20 protein-coding genes are annotated in these 16980 nt (G+C 66.6%); 8 read left to right on the top strand and 12 right to left on the bottom strand.

All coding sequences use genetic code 11. From position 1 onward, the window contains the following. Positions 1 to 42 precede the first annotated feature (42 nt). Together RH91_RS18555 and lipB are read right to left on the bottom strand one after the other, a co-directional pair. On the bottom strand, positions 43 to 309 hold the full coding sequence (locus RH91_RS18555; RefSeq protein ID WP_010164661.1) for a hypothetical protein: 267 nt from the start codon (positions 307 to 309) through the stop codon (positions 43 to 45). An 88-nt stretch (positions 310 to 397) separates the two neighbouring features. Further along, on the bottom strand, positions 398 to 1084 hold the full coding sequence (gene lipB, locus RH91_RS18550; protein WP_010164659.1) for a lipoyl(octanoyl) transferase LipB: 687 nt from the start codon (positions 1082 to 1084) through the stop codon (positions 398 to 400). Between the two features lie 157 nt (positions 1085 to 1241). Between lipB and RH91_RS18545 the strand changes: the two genes are divergently transcribed. Together RH91_RS18545 and RH91_RS18540 are read left to right on the top strand one after the other, a co-directional pair. Next, entirely contained in the window at positions 1242 to 2075 is an 834-nt protein-coding gene (locus RH91_RS18545) for a hypothetical protein (RefSeq protein ID WP_010164657.1), read from the top strand. Positions 2076 to 2083: 8 nt separating this feature from the next. Then, a complete protein-coding gene (locus RH91_RS18540; protein ID WP_232283555.1) occupies positions 2084 to 2821 on the top strand; it encodes a hypothetical protein in 738 nt (245 codons plus the stop codon). Here the strand turns inward: RH91_RS18540 and RH91_RS18535 are convergent. From RH91_RS18535 to RH91_RS18525, 3 genes are all read right to left on the bottom strand, one after another. Continuing rightward, positions 2794 to 3384, bottom strand: a complete 591-nt coding sequence (locus RH91_RS18535; protein ID WP_010164655.1) for a GNAT family N-acetyltransferase — start codon at positions 3382 to 3384, stop codon at positions 2794 to 2796. The genes RH91_RS18540 and RH91_RS18535 overlap by 28 nt on opposite strands. 13 nt (positions 3385 to 3397) lie before the next feature. After that, positions 3398 to 4243 carry an oxygen-dependent coproporphyrinogen oxidase gene (gene hemF, locus RH91_RS18530; RefSeq protein WP_010164654.1) on the bottom strand — a complete coding sequence of 282 codons (846 nt, stop codon included), beginning with the start codon at positions 4241 to 4243 and terminating at the stop codon, positions 3398 to 3400. A gap of 237 nt (positions 4244 to 4480) precedes the next feature. Continuing rightward, positions 4481 to 4936 (bottom strand): tRNA (cytidine(34)-2'-O)-methyltransferase, encoded by a 456-nt coding sequence (locus RH91_RS18525; RefSeq protein ID WP_010164653.1) that lies wholly within the window; start codon positions 4934 to 4936, stop codon positions 4481 to 4483. A 186-nt stretch (positions 4937 to 5122) separates the two neighbouring features. Here RH91_RS18525 and petA point away from each other — a divergent pair, with 186 nt between their 5' ends. From petA to RH91_RS18500, 5 genes are all read left to right on the top strand, one after another. Then, the gene (petA, locus tag RH91_RS18520; protein ID WP_026046706.1) at positions 5123 to 5698 is read left to right on the top strand and encodes a ubiquinol-cytochrome c reductase iron-sulfur subunit; all 576 of its coding nucleotides are present in this window, start codon (positions 5123 to 5125) and stop codon (positions 5696 to 5698) included. Between the two features lie 10 nt (positions 5699 to 5708). Continuing rightward, positions 5709 to 7013 carry a cytochrome b gene (locus RH91_RS18515; RefSeq protein WP_010164651.1) on the top strand — a complete coding sequence of 435 codons (1305 nt, stop codon included), beginning with the start codon at positions 5709 to 5711 and terminating at the stop codon, positions 7011 to 7013. Positions 7014 to 7027: 14 nt separating this feature from the next. Further along, positions 7028 to 7846 carry a cytochrome c1 gene (locus RH91_RS18510; protein WP_010164649.1) on the top strand — a complete coding sequence of 273 codons (819 nt, stop codon included), beginning with the start codon at positions 7028 to 7030 and terminating at the stop codon, positions 7844 to 7846. A 154-nt stretch (positions 7847 to 8000) separates the two neighbouring features. After that, a complete protein-coding gene (locus RH91_RS18505) occupies positions 8001 to 8531 on the top strand; it encodes an adenine phosphoribosyltransferase (protein WP_029624060.1) in 531 nt (176 codons plus the stop codon). 84 nt (positions 8532 to 8615) lie between these two features. Then, positions 8616 to 9068: a hypothetical protein gene (locus RH91_RS18500; RefSeq protein WP_010164647.1), complete on the top strand. Its 453-nt coding sequence runs from the start codon at positions 8616 to 8618 to the stop codon at positions 9066 to 9068. Positions 9069 to 9151: 83 nt separating this feature from the next. Here the strand turns inward: RH91_RS18500 and RH91_RS18495 are convergent, their stop codons facing one another. The 6 genes from RH91_RS18495 to ychF all read right to left on the bottom strand — a co-directional run bounded on the left by RH91_RS18495 (position 9152) and on the right by ychF (position 15280). Beyond that, positions 9152 to 9604: a MaoC family dehydratase gene (locus RH91_RS18495; RefSeq protein WP_010164646.1), complete on the bottom strand. Its 453-nt coding sequence runs from the start codon at positions 9602 to 9604 to the stop codon at positions 9152 to 9154. 103 nt (positions 9605 to 9707) lie between these two features. Next, on the bottom strand, positions 9708 to 10526 hold the full coding sequence (locus RH91_RS18490) for a lectin OAA family protein (RefSeq protein ID WP_010164645.1): 819 nt from the start codon (positions 10524 to 10526) through the stop codon (positions 9708 to 9710). 244 nt (positions 10527 to 10770) lie between these two features. Then, complete coding sequence (locus tag RH91_RS18485; protein WP_037478962.1) at positions 10771 to 12078, bottom strand: nucleotide pyrophosphatase/phosphodiesterase family protein; 1308 nt, start codon at positions 12076 to 12078, stop codon at positions 10771 to 10773. A 42-nt stretch (positions 12079 to 12120) separates the two neighbouring features. Then, positions 12121 to 13293 (bottom strand): hypothetical protein, encoded by a 1173-nt coding sequence (locus RH91_RS18480; RefSeq protein WP_232283554.1) that lies wholly within the window; start codon positions 13291 to 13293, stop codon positions 12121 to 12123. Between the two features lie 530 nt (positions 13294 to 13823). Next, a complete protein-coding gene (locus tag RH91_RS18475) occupies positions 13824 to 14141 on the bottom strand; it encodes a hypothetical protein (protein WP_232283553.1) in 318 nt (105 codons plus the stop codon). Positions 14142 to 14179: 38 nt separating this feature from the next. Then, a complete protein-coding gene (gene ychF / locus RH91_RS18470) occupies positions 14180 to 15280 on the bottom strand; it encodes a redox-regulated ATPase YchF (RefSeq protein ID WP_010164640.1) in 1101 nt (366 codons plus the stop codon). A 187-nt stretch (positions 15281 to 15467) separates the two neighbouring features. Here ychF and RH91_RS18465 point away from each other — a divergent pair, with 187 nt between their 5' ends. Continuing rightward, positions 15468 to 16136, top strand: a complete 669-nt coding sequence (locus RH91_RS18465; protein WP_010164639.1) for a hypothetical protein — start codon at positions 15468 to 15470, stop codon at positions 16134 to 16136. A gap of 165 nt (positions 16137 to 16301) precedes the next feature. On the opposite strand, the gene RH91_RS18460 is transcribed toward RH91_RS18465, so the two are convergent. After that, positions 16302 to 16916: a TIGR02466 family protein gene (locus tag RH91_RS18460; RefSeq protein ID WP_010164638.1), complete on the bottom strand. Its 615-nt coding sequence runs from the start codon at positions 16914 to 16916 to the stop codon at positions 16302 to 16304. Between the last annotated feature and the right edge of the window lie 64 nt (positions 16917 to 16980).

The following is a 16980-nucleotide window of genomic DNA, read 5'->3' as shown; positions in this document are numbered from 1 at the left end:
TCCCGGACGGCCCTGGATCTTCTCTTTCCCGAAAGGGAAGGATTACATCGCGTTCGTGGTCGTGGTCGTGGTGTTCGACATCATCGTGGTGTCGTTCGCCATCATGCCACCGTCGTTGGCCATCGCGCCGTCGGTCGACGTCATCGTGTCGTTCGCGGTCGTGGTCGACATCGTGTCGGTCGAGTTCATGTCGGTGACCATCGTGTTGTCGGTGGTCGTCGTCTCGGTCTTCGGAGTGCAAGCCGAGATCGCGATTGCTGCAACAGCGATCATCGAACCAGCAGCGACCTTGGAAATGAATGCACGCATTGGAAAGCTCCCTAGATATATGTTTGGTTGGCCTCGAGACCTTTAATACCCAAACCGTGGTGGACATTAGTCGGATATGGTCCGGCCCTCAAGCCCAGTTTTTCCGCCCCAAAGAATGAGTTTCCAGGAACGTTGAAAAACGCAACGCCAGGGCGGCGTCGAAAGTTGCAAAGTCGGTCGGCGCGCCAAGCGCCGCGGCGCTCGTCACCGCGAAATCCGCGAGGCCGCACGGGACGATCCCGCCAAAGTGCGCGAGGTCGGGCGCGAGGTTGACCGAGAAGCCGTGGAGCGTGATCCAGCGCCGCACGCGCACCCCGATCGCGCCGATCTTGGCCTCCGCCGTACCGCCGGGGGACAGCGGATCGGGCACGCTGGTCCAGATCCCGATCCGCCCCGGCGCGCGGAAGGCGGCGATCCCGAGATCCCCCAGCGTATCGATCACCCACCCCTCGAGCGCGTGGACGAACTGCCGGACGTCGCGCCCGCGCCGCGTGAGGTCGAGCACGACATAGCCGATCCGTTGCCCGGGCCCATGATAGGTATAGCGCCCGCCGCGCCCGGTCTGGACCACCGGGAATTGCGGATCGCGCAGATCGGCCGGATCGGCGCTGGTGCCGCCGGTATAGACGGGGGGGTGTTCGAGCAGCCAGACGAGCTCGCGCGCGGTCCCCTCGGCAACCGCGGTCGCGCGTGCTTCCATTTCGGCAAGCGCGGTCGCGTACGGAACGGGGGCGGCGGCGATGCGCCACTCGATATCGTCGGGCAGATGATCCACGCCACGCCGATTGCGCCACTGCGCGGTTCCACGCAAGAGTGCGGTTTGGTCAAGGCGTTGGCAAGCGGACGAGCCATGCGCTAACAGCGCCGGAAGGTCGTGCCCCGGGGGCGATGTGCAGGGCCGCTGGTGCAACGGACGGGGAGAGTGCGACGTGATGGTGACGATGAGCACGGTCTGGGACCGCACGACCGAGTTCGTCGGCGGGAATATTGCGGCACTGACCCCGATCGTCCTGGTCGGGATGTTCGTGCCGGTCGCGTTGATCGGCAATCTGATGCCGCTGATGGGGGCGTCCGGGGTCGTCGGCAATACGGTGGTCGGCGCGCTGATCGTGCTGCTCTCGCTCGCGAGCAACTGGGGCGCGATCGCGGTGACCGCACTCGGGCTCGAACCCGCGGCCGGGCGTAGCGTGGCGATCCGCACCGCCAACCGGCGCTTCCTCCCGGTCATCGGGGTCAACCTGCTCGTGCTGGTCATCCTGTTCCTGCTGTTCGCGCCCGCGTTCATCGGGTTTTCGCTCAGCGGCATCCCGATGAACCAGGCGGGCGGCGCGCAGCCGTCGCTCGACCAGATCAATGGTCCGGCGGTGCTGTTCGCCTCGCTGTATTCGCTGGTATTGCTCCCGGTGCTGTTGTGGGTGGTCGCGCGGCTGGCGGTAATCACCCCCGCGGTCGTCGCGGAACGGCGCGGGTTCGGCGCGTTCGGGCGCGCGTTCGCGCTGACGCGGGGCCTCGCGCTCAGGATCATGGGGGTGATCCTGCTGTATCTGATCGTGTCGCAGGTCGCCGGGCTGGCGACACGGATGGTGGCGGGAAGCGTGTTCGGGCTGCTGCTGTCGAACGACGGGCCGGTCTCGCTCGCCGCGATCCTCACGTCGACCGTCGTGGCCGTGGTATCGACGATCTTTTCGGTGCTGGCGGTGGCGTTCCTAGCCAAGCTTTATCTTGCCACGCGCGATGCGCGCGCGGCCCATGTCGAGGTCGCATGAAACAGACGATGATCAGGCTCGATGTCCCCGCGGTGCTGCGTGATGCGTGGGGCATGGCGAAGCGCGACCGCGACGCGCTGGCGGGTGTGGCCGGGCTGTTGCTGCTGGTGCCGCAAATCGCGCTGGCGATGTTCGTCGCCAAGCCGCCCGCGCTGCCGGCGAACGCGGACCAGACCGCGGCGTGGCTCGCGGCGGTGCAGGCCTGGTCGCAGCTCTACAGCCTGCCGGTCATTGCGCTCACCATCGTGCTGCTGTTCGGTTCGGCGAGCATCCTGCTGCTGTATCTCGATCGCGCGCGCCCGACGGTGCAGGCGGCGCTGCTCCACGCGCTGGCGCTGCTGCCGCGGGTCGTGCTGCTGTCGCTGCTGATGTCGTTCCCGATCAGCATCGGGACGCTCATGCTGTTCCTGCCCGGGATCTATCTGCAGGGACGGCTTTTGCTCGCGCTGCCTTTACTGATCGCGACGCCGTCGATCGGCGTGGTCACCGCGTTCACGCGCAGCTTCAAGCTCACGCGCGGGCATGGGCTGATCCTGATGGGGCTGGCATGCATCACGGTGCTGCTCGGGGATATCCTCGCGCTGCCGTTCCGCAGCATCGGTGCCGCGCTGGCGGGCGCGCCGCTCGCCAATCCGGTGGTCGCGGCGATCCTGCAGGTCGGCGCGGCGGCGGGCGTGACGATCGGGATGGTCACCACGCTGCTGATCCAGGTCGCGCTCTACCGGCGGCTCAACAGCGGCACGTGAGGCGCCGCATCGGGCGGGAGATGCCCGGTCAGCCGGGGATCGGCGAAGGTCTCGACCGTGCGGCGGACGGCGACGAACCCCTGCTTGCGATAGAAAGCGAGCGCGGATGGGTGATCGAGCGAGCAGGTGTGGAGCCACACCCGCTTGATCCCCTTTGCCCAGCCGCGCGCGAGCGCCTCCGCCATCATCCAGCGCCCGAGTTCGCGGCCGGCCAGTTCGGGAATCAGCGCGAAATAGGAGATTTCGCACGCGCCCGACGTCCGGAAATCGAGTTCGACCAGCCCGACCTCGATTCCGTTCGAATCGACCGCCGCGAACACGCCGATCGCGGGATCGTGGATAATCCGCAGCAACGCCGCATCGTCGATCACCAGCCGCGAGAACCACAGCCACGGCGCACCGACGCGGCGGAACAGCGCGCGGTATTTATTCGCGTCCGGCTGATGCCATTGCACCAGCCGGAGCGGCGCGGCGGGGATCGGACGCAGCGGCGGGCGCTGCGTCATCTCCAGCGTGGTGACGACGGTAGCGACGTCGGTGTCGCGGACCGGGATCAGCCCCATCGTGCCCTGCGCCTCAGGACCAGGTCGCAAGCGGCGGCAAGCTCATCAGGATCGCGTCGATGTTCCCGCCGGTCTTGAGCCCGAACAGCGTGCCGCGATCATAGACGAGGTTGAACTCGGCATAGCGCCCGCGCCATTCCAGCATCTGCGCGGTGTCGGCCGGGGTGAAGGGCAGGTCCATCCGCCGCCGCACGATCCGCGGGTACACGTCGAGGAACGCGCGGCCGATATCCTGGATGAACCCAAAGTTCGCCTCGAAATTGCCCTCGAGATGGTCGCAGAAGATTCCGCCGACGCCACGGTGCACCTTGCGATGCGGGATGTAGAAATAATCGTCCGCCCATTTGGCGTAGCGCTCGTAATAATCCTCGCCGTGCGGGGCGCAGGCGGCCTTGAGCACCGCGTGGAATTCGTCGGTATCCTCGGCATAGGGCAACGGCGGGTTGAGATCCGCGCCGCCGCCGAACCAGCGCTTGGTGGTGACGAGGAAACGAGTGTTCATGTGGACCGCGGGAACATGCGGGTTCGCCATGTGCGCGACCAGGCTGATTCCGGTCGCGAAGAACTGCGGGTTCTCGGCGGCGCCGTGGATCGACTTGGCGAAGTCCCCTTCGAACGTGCCGCCGACGGTCGAGACGTTGACGCCGACCTTTTCGAACACCTTGCCCTTCATCACCCCGCGCACGCCACCACCGCCGGGGGAGCCGTCGGGATCGGTGCGGTCCCACGCGGTGTAATCGAAGTCCGCATCCGATCCGGCCTCGCGTTCGATGCTGACGAATTCGGCGCAGATCTGGTCGCGCAGGTCCTCGAACCAGTGGCGGGCGCGGGCTTGTTCGGGGTCGAGGGCGATGTCCACGGGTGGCTTGTCCTGTTGTGGTGGGAAGGGAGGTGTACTCGTCACGGCGTCGGCGGCGAGCCATTGGTAGAAGTGCTTAGGGGGCGGCTCGTTCGATCATGCCATTTTCTTCCTAAGTCATCCCCGCGAAGGCGGGGAGCCATACTGGCTGGCCAGGCCTGCTAAGACCAAAGGTTGCGCTAATGGATTTCCGCCTCCGCGGGAATGACGGAGCGGGGGAGGGTGGACTCGGAAACGTCACACCGCCTCGGGCCACCCGCCGGTCTGTCGCAGTGCCTCGGCGATGCCGATCCCCGCGGCGACCGCGATATTGAGCGAGCGCATCCCCGGCGCGAGTGGGATCCGCACCGCGACGTCCGCCAGCGCATGGACCGTATCGGGCACCCCGCTCCCCTCCGATCCGAGCAGGAGCGTGTCGGACGACTCGAAGGTCGCCGCATCGAGCCGCGTCCCCCCGCGCGTGGTCAGGAGGACGATCCGCCCCGGCACGGTCGGCAGGAACGCCACCCAATCGGCATGGCGAGTCACCTGGACGACGTCGGCATAATCCATCCCCGAACGCGCGAGCGCCTTGTCGCTCCAGGTGAAGCCTGTCGGTTCAATCACATCGACCGGAACGCCGAGGCACGCGCCGAGACGGAGAATTGCGCCGACGTTTCCGGCGATATCGGGCTGGTAGAGGGCAATACGCATGGACGTCCCGCTACCACGCTTAAATTGCAGTTGGCAAAAGCGGGTCGTGCCGTCTAACTAGTCGCGTCTGCGGCGATGCGCCGAAGACCGTGGCGGGCAGGCGTAAAACGCCGGGTCCACCCAAAATGAACGAACGCCTGTCGCCGCGAAGCAGATGGGCGAAGGCAGAGGTACAAGGGCTAGTCAATGGCAACAGTCGATTCCGCCGTGCCACTTGGGGAAGATCCCGTTCCCTTTCATGAGGATGTGCCGCGCCGTCGCGACTTCCTCAATATCGCCGCGGTCGCGACCGCGGGCATTGGCGGCGCGATCGCGATCGTCCCGCTGATCAACCAGATGAACCCTTCCGCCGACGTGCTCGCGCTGTCGACGACCGAGGTCGACCTGTCGAAGATCGAGGCGGGATCGGGCATCGTCACCTCCTTCCGCAAGCAGCCGTTGTTCGTCCGCAACCTCACCCCGGCGGAAATCGCCGCGGCCGACAAGGTCGCCTTGTCGGAACTGCGCGATCCGCAGACGCTCGAGCAGCGGACCAAGGGCAAGAAGAACTGGCTGATCACGCTGGGCGTCTGCACGCATCTCGGGTGCATCCCGCAGGGGATCGTCTCGAGCGAGAACCGCGGCCAGTATGGCGGCTATTTCTGCCCGTGCCACGGTTCGCAATACGATACCGCGGCGCGCATCCGCAAAGGCCCGGCGCCGAAGAACCTTGCGGTCCCGGACTATAAGTTCACGTCGGCGACGACGGTCACGGTGGGTTGAGGATAGAACGATGAGTTTTCCCTGGGCCAAGCATTACGCACCGCAAAGCGGGTTCACCAAGTGGCTCGACGAGCGCCTGCCGCTCCCGCGCCTCGTCTATGGCGCGGTCGGCGCGGGCTATCCCGTGCCGCGCAACCTCAATTACTTCTGGAACTTCGGGGTGCTCGCGGGGGCCGCGCTCGGCATCCAGATCATCACCGGCATCGTCCTCGCGATGCATTATGCCGCCAACGGTGGCGTGGCGTTCGATTCGGTCGAGCATATCATGCGCGACGTCAACGGCGGCTGGTTCCTGCGCTATGCGCACGCGAACGGCGCGTCGATGTTCTTCATCGTCGTCTACATCCACATCTTCCGCGGACTGTTCTACGGGTCGTACAAGGCCCCGCGAGAAATGATCTGGCTGCTCGGCGTCACGATCTTCCTGCTGATGATGGCGACCGCGTTCATGGGCTATGTGCTCCCCTGGGGGCAGATGAGCTTCTGGGGCGCGCAGGTCATCACCGGCTTCTTCTCGGCGATTCCCGTGGTCGGCGAGACGATCCGGATCTGGCTGCTGGGCGGATATGCGCCGGATGATGCGGCGCTCAACCGCTTCTTCTCGCTGCATTATCTCCTGCCGTTCGTGATCGCGGGCGTCATCATCCTGCATATCTGGGCGCTCCACATCCCGGGGTCGAACAACCCGACCGGGGTGGACGTCAAGGGCGAGCAGGACACAGTGCCGTTCCATCCTTATTACACCGCGAAGGACGGGTTCGGCCTCGGCGTGTTCCTGCTGATCTTCGCCGGCCTGATCTTCTTTGCGCCCAACTATCTGGGGCATCCGGACAATTACGTCCCGGCCAACCCGCTGCAGACGCCCGCGCATATCGTGCCGGAGTGGTATTTCTGGCCGTTCTACGCGATCCTGCGCGCGTTCACGGTCGATTTCATCCTGCCGGCCAAGCTGTGGGGGGTGCTCGCGATGTTCGGGTCGATCCTGTTGCTGTTCTTCCTGCCGTGGCTCGACAGCTCGCCGGTGCGCTCGTCCAACTATCGCCCGGTGTATCGCACCTTCTTCTGGGTGCTCGTCGCCGACGTACTGATCCTTGGCTATTGCGGGGGCTCGCCGGCCGAGCCGGTGTACGTGGTGCTCAGCCAGATCTGCGGGGCCTATTATTTCGCGCACTTCCTGATCATCCTGCCGATCATCGCGCGGACCGAGCGTCCGCTGCCGCTGCCGGGCTCGATCACCGAGGCGGTGCTGGCGGGCAAGGGGGGCACCAGCCCGATGCACAGCGCGGTGAGCGGTAGCCCGCTTCCGGCCGAATAAGGGGCACTTCGAGCATGATCCGCTTTATTTCCTGGGCCGTCGGCGCTGCCTTCGTCTTTGTCCTCGCGCTGGCGCTGTTCAGCTCGGTGTCAGGGCTCATCACCGACCCCGTCGCCCCGACCGCGGCGGAGGAATTCCACAAGCATCCGAAGGAGCTCGAACTCGCGTCGAACGGCTTCTTCGGCACCTACGACCAGCGTCAGCTCCAGCGGGGCTTGCAGGTCTACAAGGAAGTCTGCGCGAACTGCCACTCGCTCAAGCATGTCGCATTCCGCGACCTGACCGAGCTCGGCTATTCGGCGGGCCAGGTAAAGAAGTTCGCGGCGGACTGGGCGGTCAAGGCGCAGGTGTTCGACCCCAAGACGGGCGACAAGACCGAGCGGCCCAACACGCCCGCGGATCCGTTCCCGACGGTCTATTACCCCGGCCTCGGCAACCCGCCAGACCTGTCGCTGATCACCAAGGCGCGGCATGAGGGTACGCCCTATGTCTACTCGCTGCTGACCGGCTATGCCGCGCAGCCCGCCGACTTGCTCAAGAAGTTCCCCGACGCGAAGACGCCCGACGGTCTGTATTACAACCCGTATTTCGCGAACCTTAACATCGCGATGCCGCCCCCGCTGACGCAGGACGGCCAGGTGACCTATCTCGACGGGACCAAGTCGACGGTCGACCAGAATGCCAAGGACGTCGCGGCGTTCCTGACCTGGGCGGCGGAACCGAACCTGCCCGCGCGGCATGGCGCGGGGATCGCGGTGATCCTGTTCCTGCTGGTCTTCTGCGCACTCGCCTACGGTGCGTACCAGAATATCTGGCGCGACATTAAGCACTGAGGCCGGACGCTCCGAGGCACGGGGCGAAAGCCTCCGAAATGGCGGCGGGTGGTCCGGGCAAAGGCTCGGACCGCCCGTTTTTGCGTGAAAGCCGGTTCGCTTCCGGTTACGAGGCGGCCCCGGCCTTCGCCGGACTGACGAGGGGCTTCCGACCGTGAACGATGACTTGAAGGCGCTGATCCGCACGATTCCGGATTTCCCCAAGCCCGGGATCATGTTCCGCGACATCACCACGCTGCTGCTCGACGCAAGGGGGTTCGCGACCAGCATCGACCGCATGGCGGCGGCGACGCACGGCGCGGTCGACCTGATCGCCGGGATCGAGGCGCGCGGGTTCCTGTTTGCAGCCGCGCTTGCGGCACCGCTTGGGGCGGGCGTGCTGTTGATCCGCAAGGACGGCAAGCTGCCCGGCGTCACCATCGCGGAAGACTATGCGCTCGAATATGGCACCGACCGGATCGCGATCCACCAGGACGCGTTCGCGCCGGGCAAGCGCGTCTTGCTGGTCGACGATCTCATCGCCACCGGCGGCACCGCGCGCGCGGCGGTCCGGCTGTTGCGCAAGGCCGGCGCGGTGGTCGAACAGGCGCAGTTCCTGGTCGACCTGCCCGATCTTGGCGGTGCGGCGGCGCTCCGCGCGGACGGGATCGTGGTCGATTCGCTGGTCGCGTTCGAGGGGCATTGAGGCGCGCCACGGAACGCGCGGCGTTTCCGGCGGTTAATGCGGGTGAAGCTCGACCACTGCCGGGCCCGTGCCCGGAGTCGCGTCATGTCGTTCGTTTCAAAGCTTTCCCCCCGTTTTACGAAGGTCGCGCTGGCGGCCGCCGCGCTGACCGCAACGATGGGTCTGTCCGCCTGCAACGAGGGGTACGGCTATGGCGGCGTTGGCCTCGGCTACAACAGCGCTGCGTGGGACCCCTATTACGGCGGTTACACCGGCGATCCGTATTGGGGCTGGAACAACGATTATTATTATCCCGGCACCGGCTATTACGTGTTCGACCGGTCGAACCGTCGGTATCGCTGGAATGACCAGCAGCGGGGCTATTGGCAGGGTCGCTCGCAGGGCTGGCGTGGCGCGCACCGCGAGATTCGTCCGATGTGGCGCGATTACGGGGTGCAGGGACGCCCGGGCGGCGGCGGTCGGGGTAGCTTCGGTGGCCGCGGCGGTTTCGGTGGTCACGGTGGCGGCCGCCCGGGTGGTGGCCGAGGCCACCGGTGATCAACGCGACGGCATGATCTTCGATGCCCCCGGCCTTGCGCCGGGGGTGTTCGAAGCGCGTCCCGGGGGGACGTCAGAGAAATTTATGCGGCGGTCGGTCGCGTCCGAATCAGCCCGGTCGACACGAACGTCATCACCACCACGTCATCCTGGTTGAGCACCGTCATCTTGCTGCGATAGCTTCCCATCTCGGGCCGACTGCGCGAGGCGCGCTTGTCGAGGATCTCGGTTTCGCACCGCAGCGTGTCGCCCGGATAAACGGGCTTGAGCCAGCGCAATTCGTCGATCCCCGGGGAGCCCAGGCCGGCCTGCTGGTTCGCTTCCAGGTTCGCGACGACCATCGCCATCGTCATTGCGCAGGTGTGCCAGCCGCTCGCCGATAGCCGACCGAAATGCGTCGCGGCGGCGGCCTCGTCGGAAAGGTGAAAGGGCTGCGGATCATAGGCGGTGGCAAAGCCGATGACCTCGTCACGCTGAACTTCGTACCGGCCGAACGCCTGCTTCGTGCCGACCGTGATGTCTTCGAAATATTGCATGCGCTTTTGTCGGACGCCGCAAGGCGGAGGGCAAGCCCGAATTAAGGGGGTGGCAGGGCAGGGATACCGTCGGCCGGTCCCCCGGCCGACGGTACGCCTCGGCTCAGGCGGGCTGGAGAACCTTCACCACGCTCGGCGCGAGTTTCAGGCCGATCGACCCCTCCCCGGTGTACAGCATCGTCCCGTGCAGGCCGTGCGCGTCGCCCTTCGCGCTGAGCGCGGCGATCCCCTGCTTCCCGCGGCAGCCAAGCACCCAGGTCCCGCCCGGGTGCCAGGGTGCGTCAGACCCGCCCCATTGGTTCACGACGCTGTAGGTATTGGCCATGGTTCGGGTGGCCTTGAACCCGATCGGCCCCTCTCCGGCATAATTCATCGTTCCGAACAGGGTCAGGCCGTTGTCATGGCTCGAAATCTCGAGCGCGGTGACGGCTTGCTCCGGGCGGCAACCGATCACCCATTGCCCGCCCTGATGCCAGGGCGCATCGACGCCGCCCCATTGGTTGGTCGCGTCGAAGGCGAGGCCGGCAGTCTCGCGCGCCTTGACGCCGATCGGGCCTTCGCCCGCATATTTCATCGTGCCTTCCAGGGTGGTGCCGTCGGGCCCGGAGAGGTCGAACTCGACCGCATTCTGGCCATCGCGTGCACCGAGCAGGAACAGCCCGGCGTCATGCCAGGGCGCGTCCTTGCCGCCCCACTGATTTTCCGCGTGATAGCAGTTTTCGGTGACGTGCTTCGCGCGAAGCTCGATCGGTCCTTCGCCTTTATACGCCATCGTGCCGCTGAAGCTCAGGCCGCCATCGCCCGAGCGGATATGCAGCGCGACGGGAAGCTGGTTGCCCCGGTTGCCGATGTTGACGATTCCGCCGTCATGCCACGGTGCGGACGGGCCGCCCCATTGATTCTGGATGCTGTATACGGTCATGGCTTGTCGCCTCTCCTGCTGATTAACGGATCGAGCCGGCGCCAGACGACAGTGCCCTTCACCAGTGGCAAAGACAGTGGAGCCAGGGCGCTGGGAATCGATCCAGTAAAAGCGAAGTACAGGCCCGTCGGAGTACCGATTCGAGCGAGGCGTAAATTACTACGGCACCATCACGGCCTCAACGCGGTCGGACCATAATAAGACGTGAATCCAACGATACCGTAGTGATACGGTATCCCGTATTTTACATGTTCGCCGCGTTACGGACCGTTCGGCTGCCGTCCGCAGCGACTGCCGAAAAGAGCGCCGCGCGGAACGGTGCGTCGTCGCCGTCCAGCCGCGGATCTGCCGGCAAACCGATAAGGTCGCGCAACAGCGGCGCGACGTCGACATTGTCGAACCCCGCAAGCGCCCCGAGCGGCTTGATCGCAGGTCCGTTGGCGATGAACAGTGCCGCCATCTCGGGAGCCGCTGGGTCGAAGCCATGCGTGCCGCCGGAGGTCGGGTGGTCGATCGGCGCCTCCTTGGTCAAGGTAAGCCAGCCGGTCTCGGCAAGGCAGACGAAGGCCGGGACGCGCGCGTTCTGGCCGTAATGGAAGCGCGCCGGGATCTCGCGCTTGCGCCAGCATTGCAGGTGATCGTGCGCGCCCAGCAACGTGCGCGCGACGTCGGCCTCATGCCCGGGCATGGGGTCGAGCCCGACATAGGGGCCATCGGTGATCGCATGGAAGCTCGCGGGCGGGAGCATCCGGTCGATCCGCACGACGCGGTCCGCGCTGATCGCCGCCATCCCGTGATCCGCGACGATCACCAGATTGGCGGGCTGGCCGAGGTCGGCGAGCCCCGCGCGCAACCGGCCGATCGCGGTGTCGATGTCCTTGACCGTCGCGGTGACATGCGCGTCGGCGGGGCCGTATTTGTGGCCAGCGCTGTCGACCGCATCGAAATACAGCGTCAGGAACCGTGGCCGTGTCGCCGCCGGGCGACGGAGCCAGTCGATCACCGCATCGACGCGCTGGCGATCGTCGACCGCATGCGCATATTGCTGCCAGTCGTCGGGCCGCACGCCCTTCCAGTCGACGTTCGAGCCCGGCCAGAACATCGTCGCGCTGCGGATCCCGGCCTTTTCGGCGGTCACCCACAAAGGCTCGGCCTCGGTCCACCAGAACGGGTCGTCGGTCTGCATCGTGAAGACCTCGCCCAGGCGGCGGGCGTCCTCCATGCGGTTGCCGACGATCCCGCTGCGGTCGGGGCGCAGGCCGGTGACGAGCGTATAATGGTTGGGGAAGGTGATCGACGGGAAGCTCGGCCGCATCGCCGCGCTGATCCCGCCCGTCGCGAGCGCGTCGAGGTTCGGGGTGACCCCACGGTCGCGATAGTCCGGGCGGAAGCCGTCGATCGAGATCAGGATCGTGACCGGCGCGCGCTGCTCCGCCGCCACGACCGGGTTGGCTCGGGCCTGGTCGGGGCGGGGGGCATTGATCGGGGCGGTGACGCAGGCTGGCAGGGCGGCGCAGAGCGCGGCGGCGACGATACGGGTGGTCCAACGCATCGCCCGCCCTTGCGCCAAAACCGCGTCACTTCAATGACAATGTCACCGTGCGAGAGACACTTTCGCGAACAGGCTCAGGCTGACCGGGAACGTGCCATAAGCCCGGTCGAGCGCCTTGGGCTTGGCATAGACCCCGACCGCGCCGCCCAGCGCCGCATCGAACGGCCCGACCAGCGGCAGGCGATAGGCATAGCCGCCTTCCAGCTTGTTGACCCGGAATTTGCGGTCATGGAGCGGATCGCGCGGGTCGGGGAACAGCTCGTCATTGGCGACGCTCTCGCCGCGCGCGAACAGCGTGTTGTGCCCGTCGAGATCCCAGTTCGCCTCCGCCAGCCACGCGCTGAGCACGCGGCCGGGCAATTTGTGCTTGGCGGAATAGGCGAGCAGCGTCGCGATCCTCCCGCTGGCATATTGCACGCTCGCGGTGGTGCGCGCCTCGTCGCGGAAGGCCTCGAGCTGTTCCGGGCTCTTGAGCCGACCGTGGCTCGCCTGGAGCGCCCAGGCGGGCGAGGGGGTCCAGGTCGCGCGGACGCTCCACGAATCGAGGCTCGGGCGCTCGATCCCCCAGCGATACTGGTTTGGCTCGCGGCCGCGGAATGCGGAGGCCTCCAGCTGCCAGCGCGGGGCGGCATAGCCCGCGGTGAGGACGCCATAGGTGATGTGCGTGCTGTCGAACCAGTGATGCGTGATCGGCGCCATCGGTTGATAGGTCGCGGACGCGCGGTGCATGAACGCCGAGGGGCCAAGCGCTGGCTCGGCGACCGGGCCGCCGTAGAGGAACGCCGCACCCTTGCCGGCGTCGACGTCGATCCGCGCGGACAGCTCCATGAACAGGTCGTGCGGATGCTGGCGATCGACCAACTGGGTGACCCCGTCGGCGGTTTCGCCGGTCGCGAACAGGTTGGGATAGCCCTTCGCGCCCATTGCCGGCTCGAGGCTCAGCATCGTTCGCAATTGCAGCCGCGCGCCCGTGCCAAGGTCGCTGGTCGCCGACAGCATCGCCATCGACTGGACGAACAGGTCGGCGTCGCCGCGCGGACCGCCCTGGTCGGTATAGGTCGCCCAGGCATAGCCGTGGAGCATCAGCGCCCACTCGCCCGCCATGACATGCTCGCCGAGCATCTGCCCGGCGTTGCCCGGGTTGCGCGAGGTGCCCGAACCTTCGCCGTACGCGCCGTTCATCGGGAGCATCGCCATGCCGGGCATGGCGGACATTGCGTCGCTGGCATGGCCGGCCCCCGTTTCCTTCCCCGTCGCAGGCCGGGGCCCAGTCGTCGTGTCCACGGGCATCGTATGCCCCGCATGAGGATCAACGCTGCGCGACTGGGCCCCGGCCTCCGCCGGGGAAGAGCGATAAGGGGCGGCGTCCGTCACTCCCGGCATGGCTTGCATTGCCGTGGGCTTCGGGGTTGTTTCCCCTTCTTCCTTCCCCGGCGCAGGCCGGGGCCCAGTGGTGGTGTCCTTGGGCGTCGGGTGCCCGGCATGAGGAACGACGCTGCGCAACGGCGCCGCAGCCTTCGCGGGGGACGTGCGAGTGGTCGTGGTGCGACGGGCTGACTGTATGCCAGCGGGTTTCGCGTTTGCCTTCGGCATCGGCATATCCATGCCAGGCATGGAAGATTGCGCGCGTGCCGCAAACGGCAGCAGCGCGGCCACGGTACAGGCCGTGACCAGAAAGGGTCGGTTCATTGGAAGTCCTTCGCGTGTCGGTAACGGCGTCGCGGCGCAGGACGCGCCGCGCGAAGTCAGGCCGACAGTCGCGGAGGGGGCAGGATCGGGGGCGCGCGCAATCCGGGCGCGAACGCGCTGGCAACGATCGCGCGGCGCATCGGGGCATAGGCGAAGGGCGTCGCGACGGGGCGGGGCGCGATCGTCGCGGGCGGAATGCAGCCGATGCAGACATGCGGCGCCAACCCACGTTCGTCGGATCCGGGCATCCGGTGTTTTGCTGCACCGTGATGCGCCATCGGCATCATCGCGGGCGCATCATGACACGGCCCGTTCGCCATCGCGGGAAAGGCGAAGGCGGCGAGCAACAGCGCAAGGATCAACCGGGCGAGCACGGAGGCGGATCTACGCCGTCCAGGCCCACCCGGCACCATCAGACGTTGAAGCGGAAATTGAGCACATCGCCGTCGTGGACGACATATTCCTTGCCTTCCTGTCGCAGCTTGCCCGCGTCGCGCGCGCCGGTTTCGCCACCCAGCGCGACATAGTCGTCATAGGCGATCGTCTCGGCACGGATGAAGCCGCGCTCGAAATCGGTGTGGATCTCGCCTGCCGCCTGCGGGGCCTTGGCCCCGGCATGGACCGTCCAGGCGCGCGCTTCCTTGGGGCCGACGGTGAAGAAGGTCAGCAGCGAGAGCAGCTTGTATCCAGCACGAATGACGCGGGCGAGGCCGGTTTCCGCGAGCCCCAGTTCCGACAGGAACTCGCCGCGTTCCTCGGCGTCCATCGTCGCGATCTCGGCCTCGATCGCGGCGGAGACGACGACCGCCTGCGCGCCCTCGGCCCTGGCCTTTTCGAACACGCGCGCGGACTGGCTGTTGCCCTCGGCGGCGCTCGCTTCCTCGACGTTGCAGACGTAAAGCACCGGCTTGGCGGTGAGCAGTTGCGCCTGCGCGAAGACGCGGGCCTCGTCCTCGTCCTTCGGCACGGTCAGCCGCGCGGGCTTGCCCTCGCGCAGCAGCTCGAGCGTCTGGCCGAGCACGGCCGCGCCGATCTTGGCTTCCTTGTCGCCCTGCGTCGCCTTCTTGGCGAGGTTGGGGACGCGCTTCTCCAGGCTCTCCAGATCGGACAGCATCAGCTCGGTCTCGACCGTCTCAGCATCGGCGATCGGGTCGACCTTGCCCTCGACATGCGTGACGTCGTCATCCTCGAAGCAACGCAGCACGTGAACGATTGCGTCGACCTCGCGGATGTTGCCGAGGAACTGGTTGCCAAGGCCTTCGCCCTTCGACGCGCCGCGCACCAGCCCGGCGATGTCGACGAACCCGAGCTGCGTCTCGATGATCTTGGCCGACCCCGCGACCCCCGCCAGCTTGGCGAGGCGTTCGTCGGGGACGCCGACGTTGCCGACGTTGGGTTCGATCGTGCAGAACGGGTAATTGGCAGCCTGCGCCGCCGCCGTCTGCGTCAGCGCATTGAACAGGGTGGACTTGCCGACATTGGGCAGCCCGACGATCCCACAGCGAAATCCCATGATGGTCCTTGAAGCGCAGTTTTGAAGGTGAAGCCTGCGCGATAGGGCCTTGCGGACGGAAACGCCAGCATGTCGCACGCAAGTGCCCGCGTGGCGGAACCAACCCTCCGGTCATGCGATTGATTTACATCAGCTAGTTCATGTCCTCCGGACGCGGACGGCGTGGAATTTCGACAGGGATGGCGTGATGCGGGGACCATCGATCTGGTATGTCGGGCTTGGGTTTGCCCTGACGTCGACCACAGTGGGTGCGGCGCCGGCGCCCCGTTTCAAGGCGGTCGTTCTGCCGATGCAGGCGGAACCCTCCGTGGAGGGGATCGGCTCTCCAATGGAAGCGGCCACCATGCCGGTCCGGCCGGGCGCGATGCGCACCGTCCTGACGGACCCGGCGCGTGAAACCGCGCTTGGGCATCAGCCCCGGCAAGTGCCCTACGATCTGCGCGTCGCGAAGCGCGATGACGGCAGTCTCGGAACGTCGCTCAAACGGCGGCTTCGCCCGCGTGGGTCCGGCACGCGCGACGCATACCTCGACGGCGACAGCGGCCTGCGCGTGTCGGTCGGCAGCAGCTACCATATGAGCTACCGCGCCACGTCGCGGATGGCCGGGTCGAGAATGGCTGCCCGGCGTGGGTCGAGCGCGGTCAATCTGCGCGACGGCTACGAGGGCTATGCCCCGGTCGCGCTCGCCGGATACGACCGGTTCGTCAGCGATCGGATGAAGATCGGGGTCGAGGGCGGTATGATGGTCGGTCGCTCGACCGCCATGTATGCGGACGAGACCATGCCGGGCGCGGGCAGTGCGGAGCGGACCGCGCGCAATCCGGTTGCGGATGTGGTGATGACTTACGCGTTCTGACGCGGCCACCCATCCCCTCATCCGTCATCCCCGCGACGGCGGGGATCCATACTGGCTGGCTGAGCTTGCCTTACGAACCGCTAGTATCGCTGGATTCCGGCGTTACCGGGAAGGACGGGGGAGGGGAAAGGGCGCGAATGACGCTAAGGCTGCTCCGCCAAACCATCACCACCGATAATTGAAGCTGATGCTGATCCGCTCGGCCTTTGCCGTCCCCGGCGCGACTTCGTGGCGCAGCCAGCTTTCCCACAGGAACACGCTCCCTGCCTCGGGCTCGACATAAACGAACGTCCGCTGGTCCTCGCGCGCATCGGGCAGACGCGGTGGCGCGGCCATCATCATCGGCAACCGCGGATCCTCGAGCTTGAGCGCGCCCGCGCCCTCGGGCACCGCGATATAGACCGTGCCCGAGATCACGCTGTGCGGGTGGACGTGCCCCGAATGCGTGCCGCCCGGCTTCATCACATTGACCCACAGGCTGTCGAGCTTGAGCTTGCCGCCCTGCAGATCGAACGCGCATGCCTCCGCGAATTTCGCGACATGCTTGTTGAGCAATTTGACGAGATCGCCGAACGCGGGGTCGCGCATCGGCAGGTCGTCGAGCGAGGCGTAAGAGGTGTAGCCGCGATAGCCGTGCGCCTTGGACCAGGTCCGCCCCGCACGATCGTCCTCCGCGAGCATCCGGCACGACCGGTCGAGTTCGGCCACCAGCGCCGCGTCCTTCAATTTGCCGTCGTAGAACGGCGTGGCGAACAGGCTGCGGACCGGGGAGGTTTTCATGGCTGTCGCCTATCCTCCAGCGCGCCGCAATTGCCAAGGGATGCGGTGCAACCTAGGCTTCGCG

The sequence above is a fragment of the Sphingomonas sp. PAMC 26617 genome, from assembly GCF_000242835.1.
In the GTDB taxonomy this organism is placed as follows: domain Bacteria; phylum Pseudomonadota; class Alphaproteobacteria; order Sphingomonadales; family Sphingomonadaceae; genus Sphingomonas.
Note: the sequence above shows the minus strand (reverse complement) of the source record. Positions and strands in the feature narration are given on the sequence as shown.

Coding starts and splice junctions, on each gene's coding strand:
- RH91_RS18555 (WP_010164661.1), bottom strand. CDS start 309: ATGCGTGCATTCATTTCCAAGGTCGCTGCTGGTTCGATGATCGCTGTT.
- RH91_RS18545 (WP_010164657.1), top strand. CDS start 1,242: ATGGTGACGATGAGCACGGTCTGGGACCGCACGACCGAGTTCGTCGGC.
- RH91_RS18540 (WP_232283555.1), top strand. CDS start 2,084: ATGATCAGGCTCGATGTCCCCGCGGTGCTGCGTGATGCGTGGGGCATG.
- RH91_RS18535 (WP_010164655.1), bottom strand. CDS start 3,384: ATGGGGCTGATCCCGGTCCGCGACACCGACGTCGCTACCGTCGTCACC.
- RH91_RS18525 (WP_010164653.1), bottom strand. CDS start 4,936: ATGCGTATTGCCCTCTACCAGCCCGATATCGCCGGAAACGTCGGCGCA.
- petA (WP_026046706.1), top strand. CDS start 5,123: ATGGCAACAGTCGATTCCGCCGTGCCACTTGGGGAAGATCCCGTTCCC.
- RH91_RS18515 (WP_010164651.1), top strand. CDS start 5,709: ATGAGTTTTCCCTGGGCCAAGCATTACGCACCGCAAAGCGGGTTCACC.
- RH91_RS18510 (WP_010164649.1), top strand. CDS start 7,028: ATGATCCGCTTTATTTCCTGGGCCGTCGGCGCTGCCTTCGTCTTTGTC.
- RH91_RS18500 (WP_010164647.1), top strand. CDS start 8,616: ATGTCGTTCGTTTCAAAGCTTTCCCCCCGTTTTACGAAGGTCGCGCTG.
- RH91_RS18495 (WP_010164646.1), bottom strand. CDS start 9,604: ATGCAATATTTCGAAGACATCACGGTCGGCACGAAGCAGGCGTTCGGC.
- RH91_RS18490 (WP_010164645.1), bottom strand. CDS start 10,526: ATGACCGTATACAGCATCCAGAATCAATGGGGCGGCCCGTCCGCACCG.
- RH91_RS18485 (WP_037478962.1), bottom strand. CDS start 12,078: ATGCGTTGGACCACCCGTATCGTCGCCGCCGCGCTCTGCGCCGCCCTG.
- RH91_RS18480 (WP_232283554.1), bottom strand. CDS start 13,293: ATGTCCGCCATGCCCGGCATGGCGATGCTCCCGATGAACGGCGCGTAC.
- ychF (WP_010164640.1), bottom strand. CDS start 15,280: ATGGGATTTCGCTGTGGGATCGTCGGGCTGCCCAATGTCGGCAAGTCC.
- RH91_RS18465 (WP_010164639.1), top strand. CDS start 15,468: ATGCGGGGACCATCGATCTGGTATGTCGGGCTTGGGTTTGCCCTGACG.
- RH91_RS18460 (WP_010164638.1), bottom strand. CDS start 16,916: ATGAAAACCTCCCCGGTCCGCAGCCTGTTCGCCACGCCGTTCTACGAC.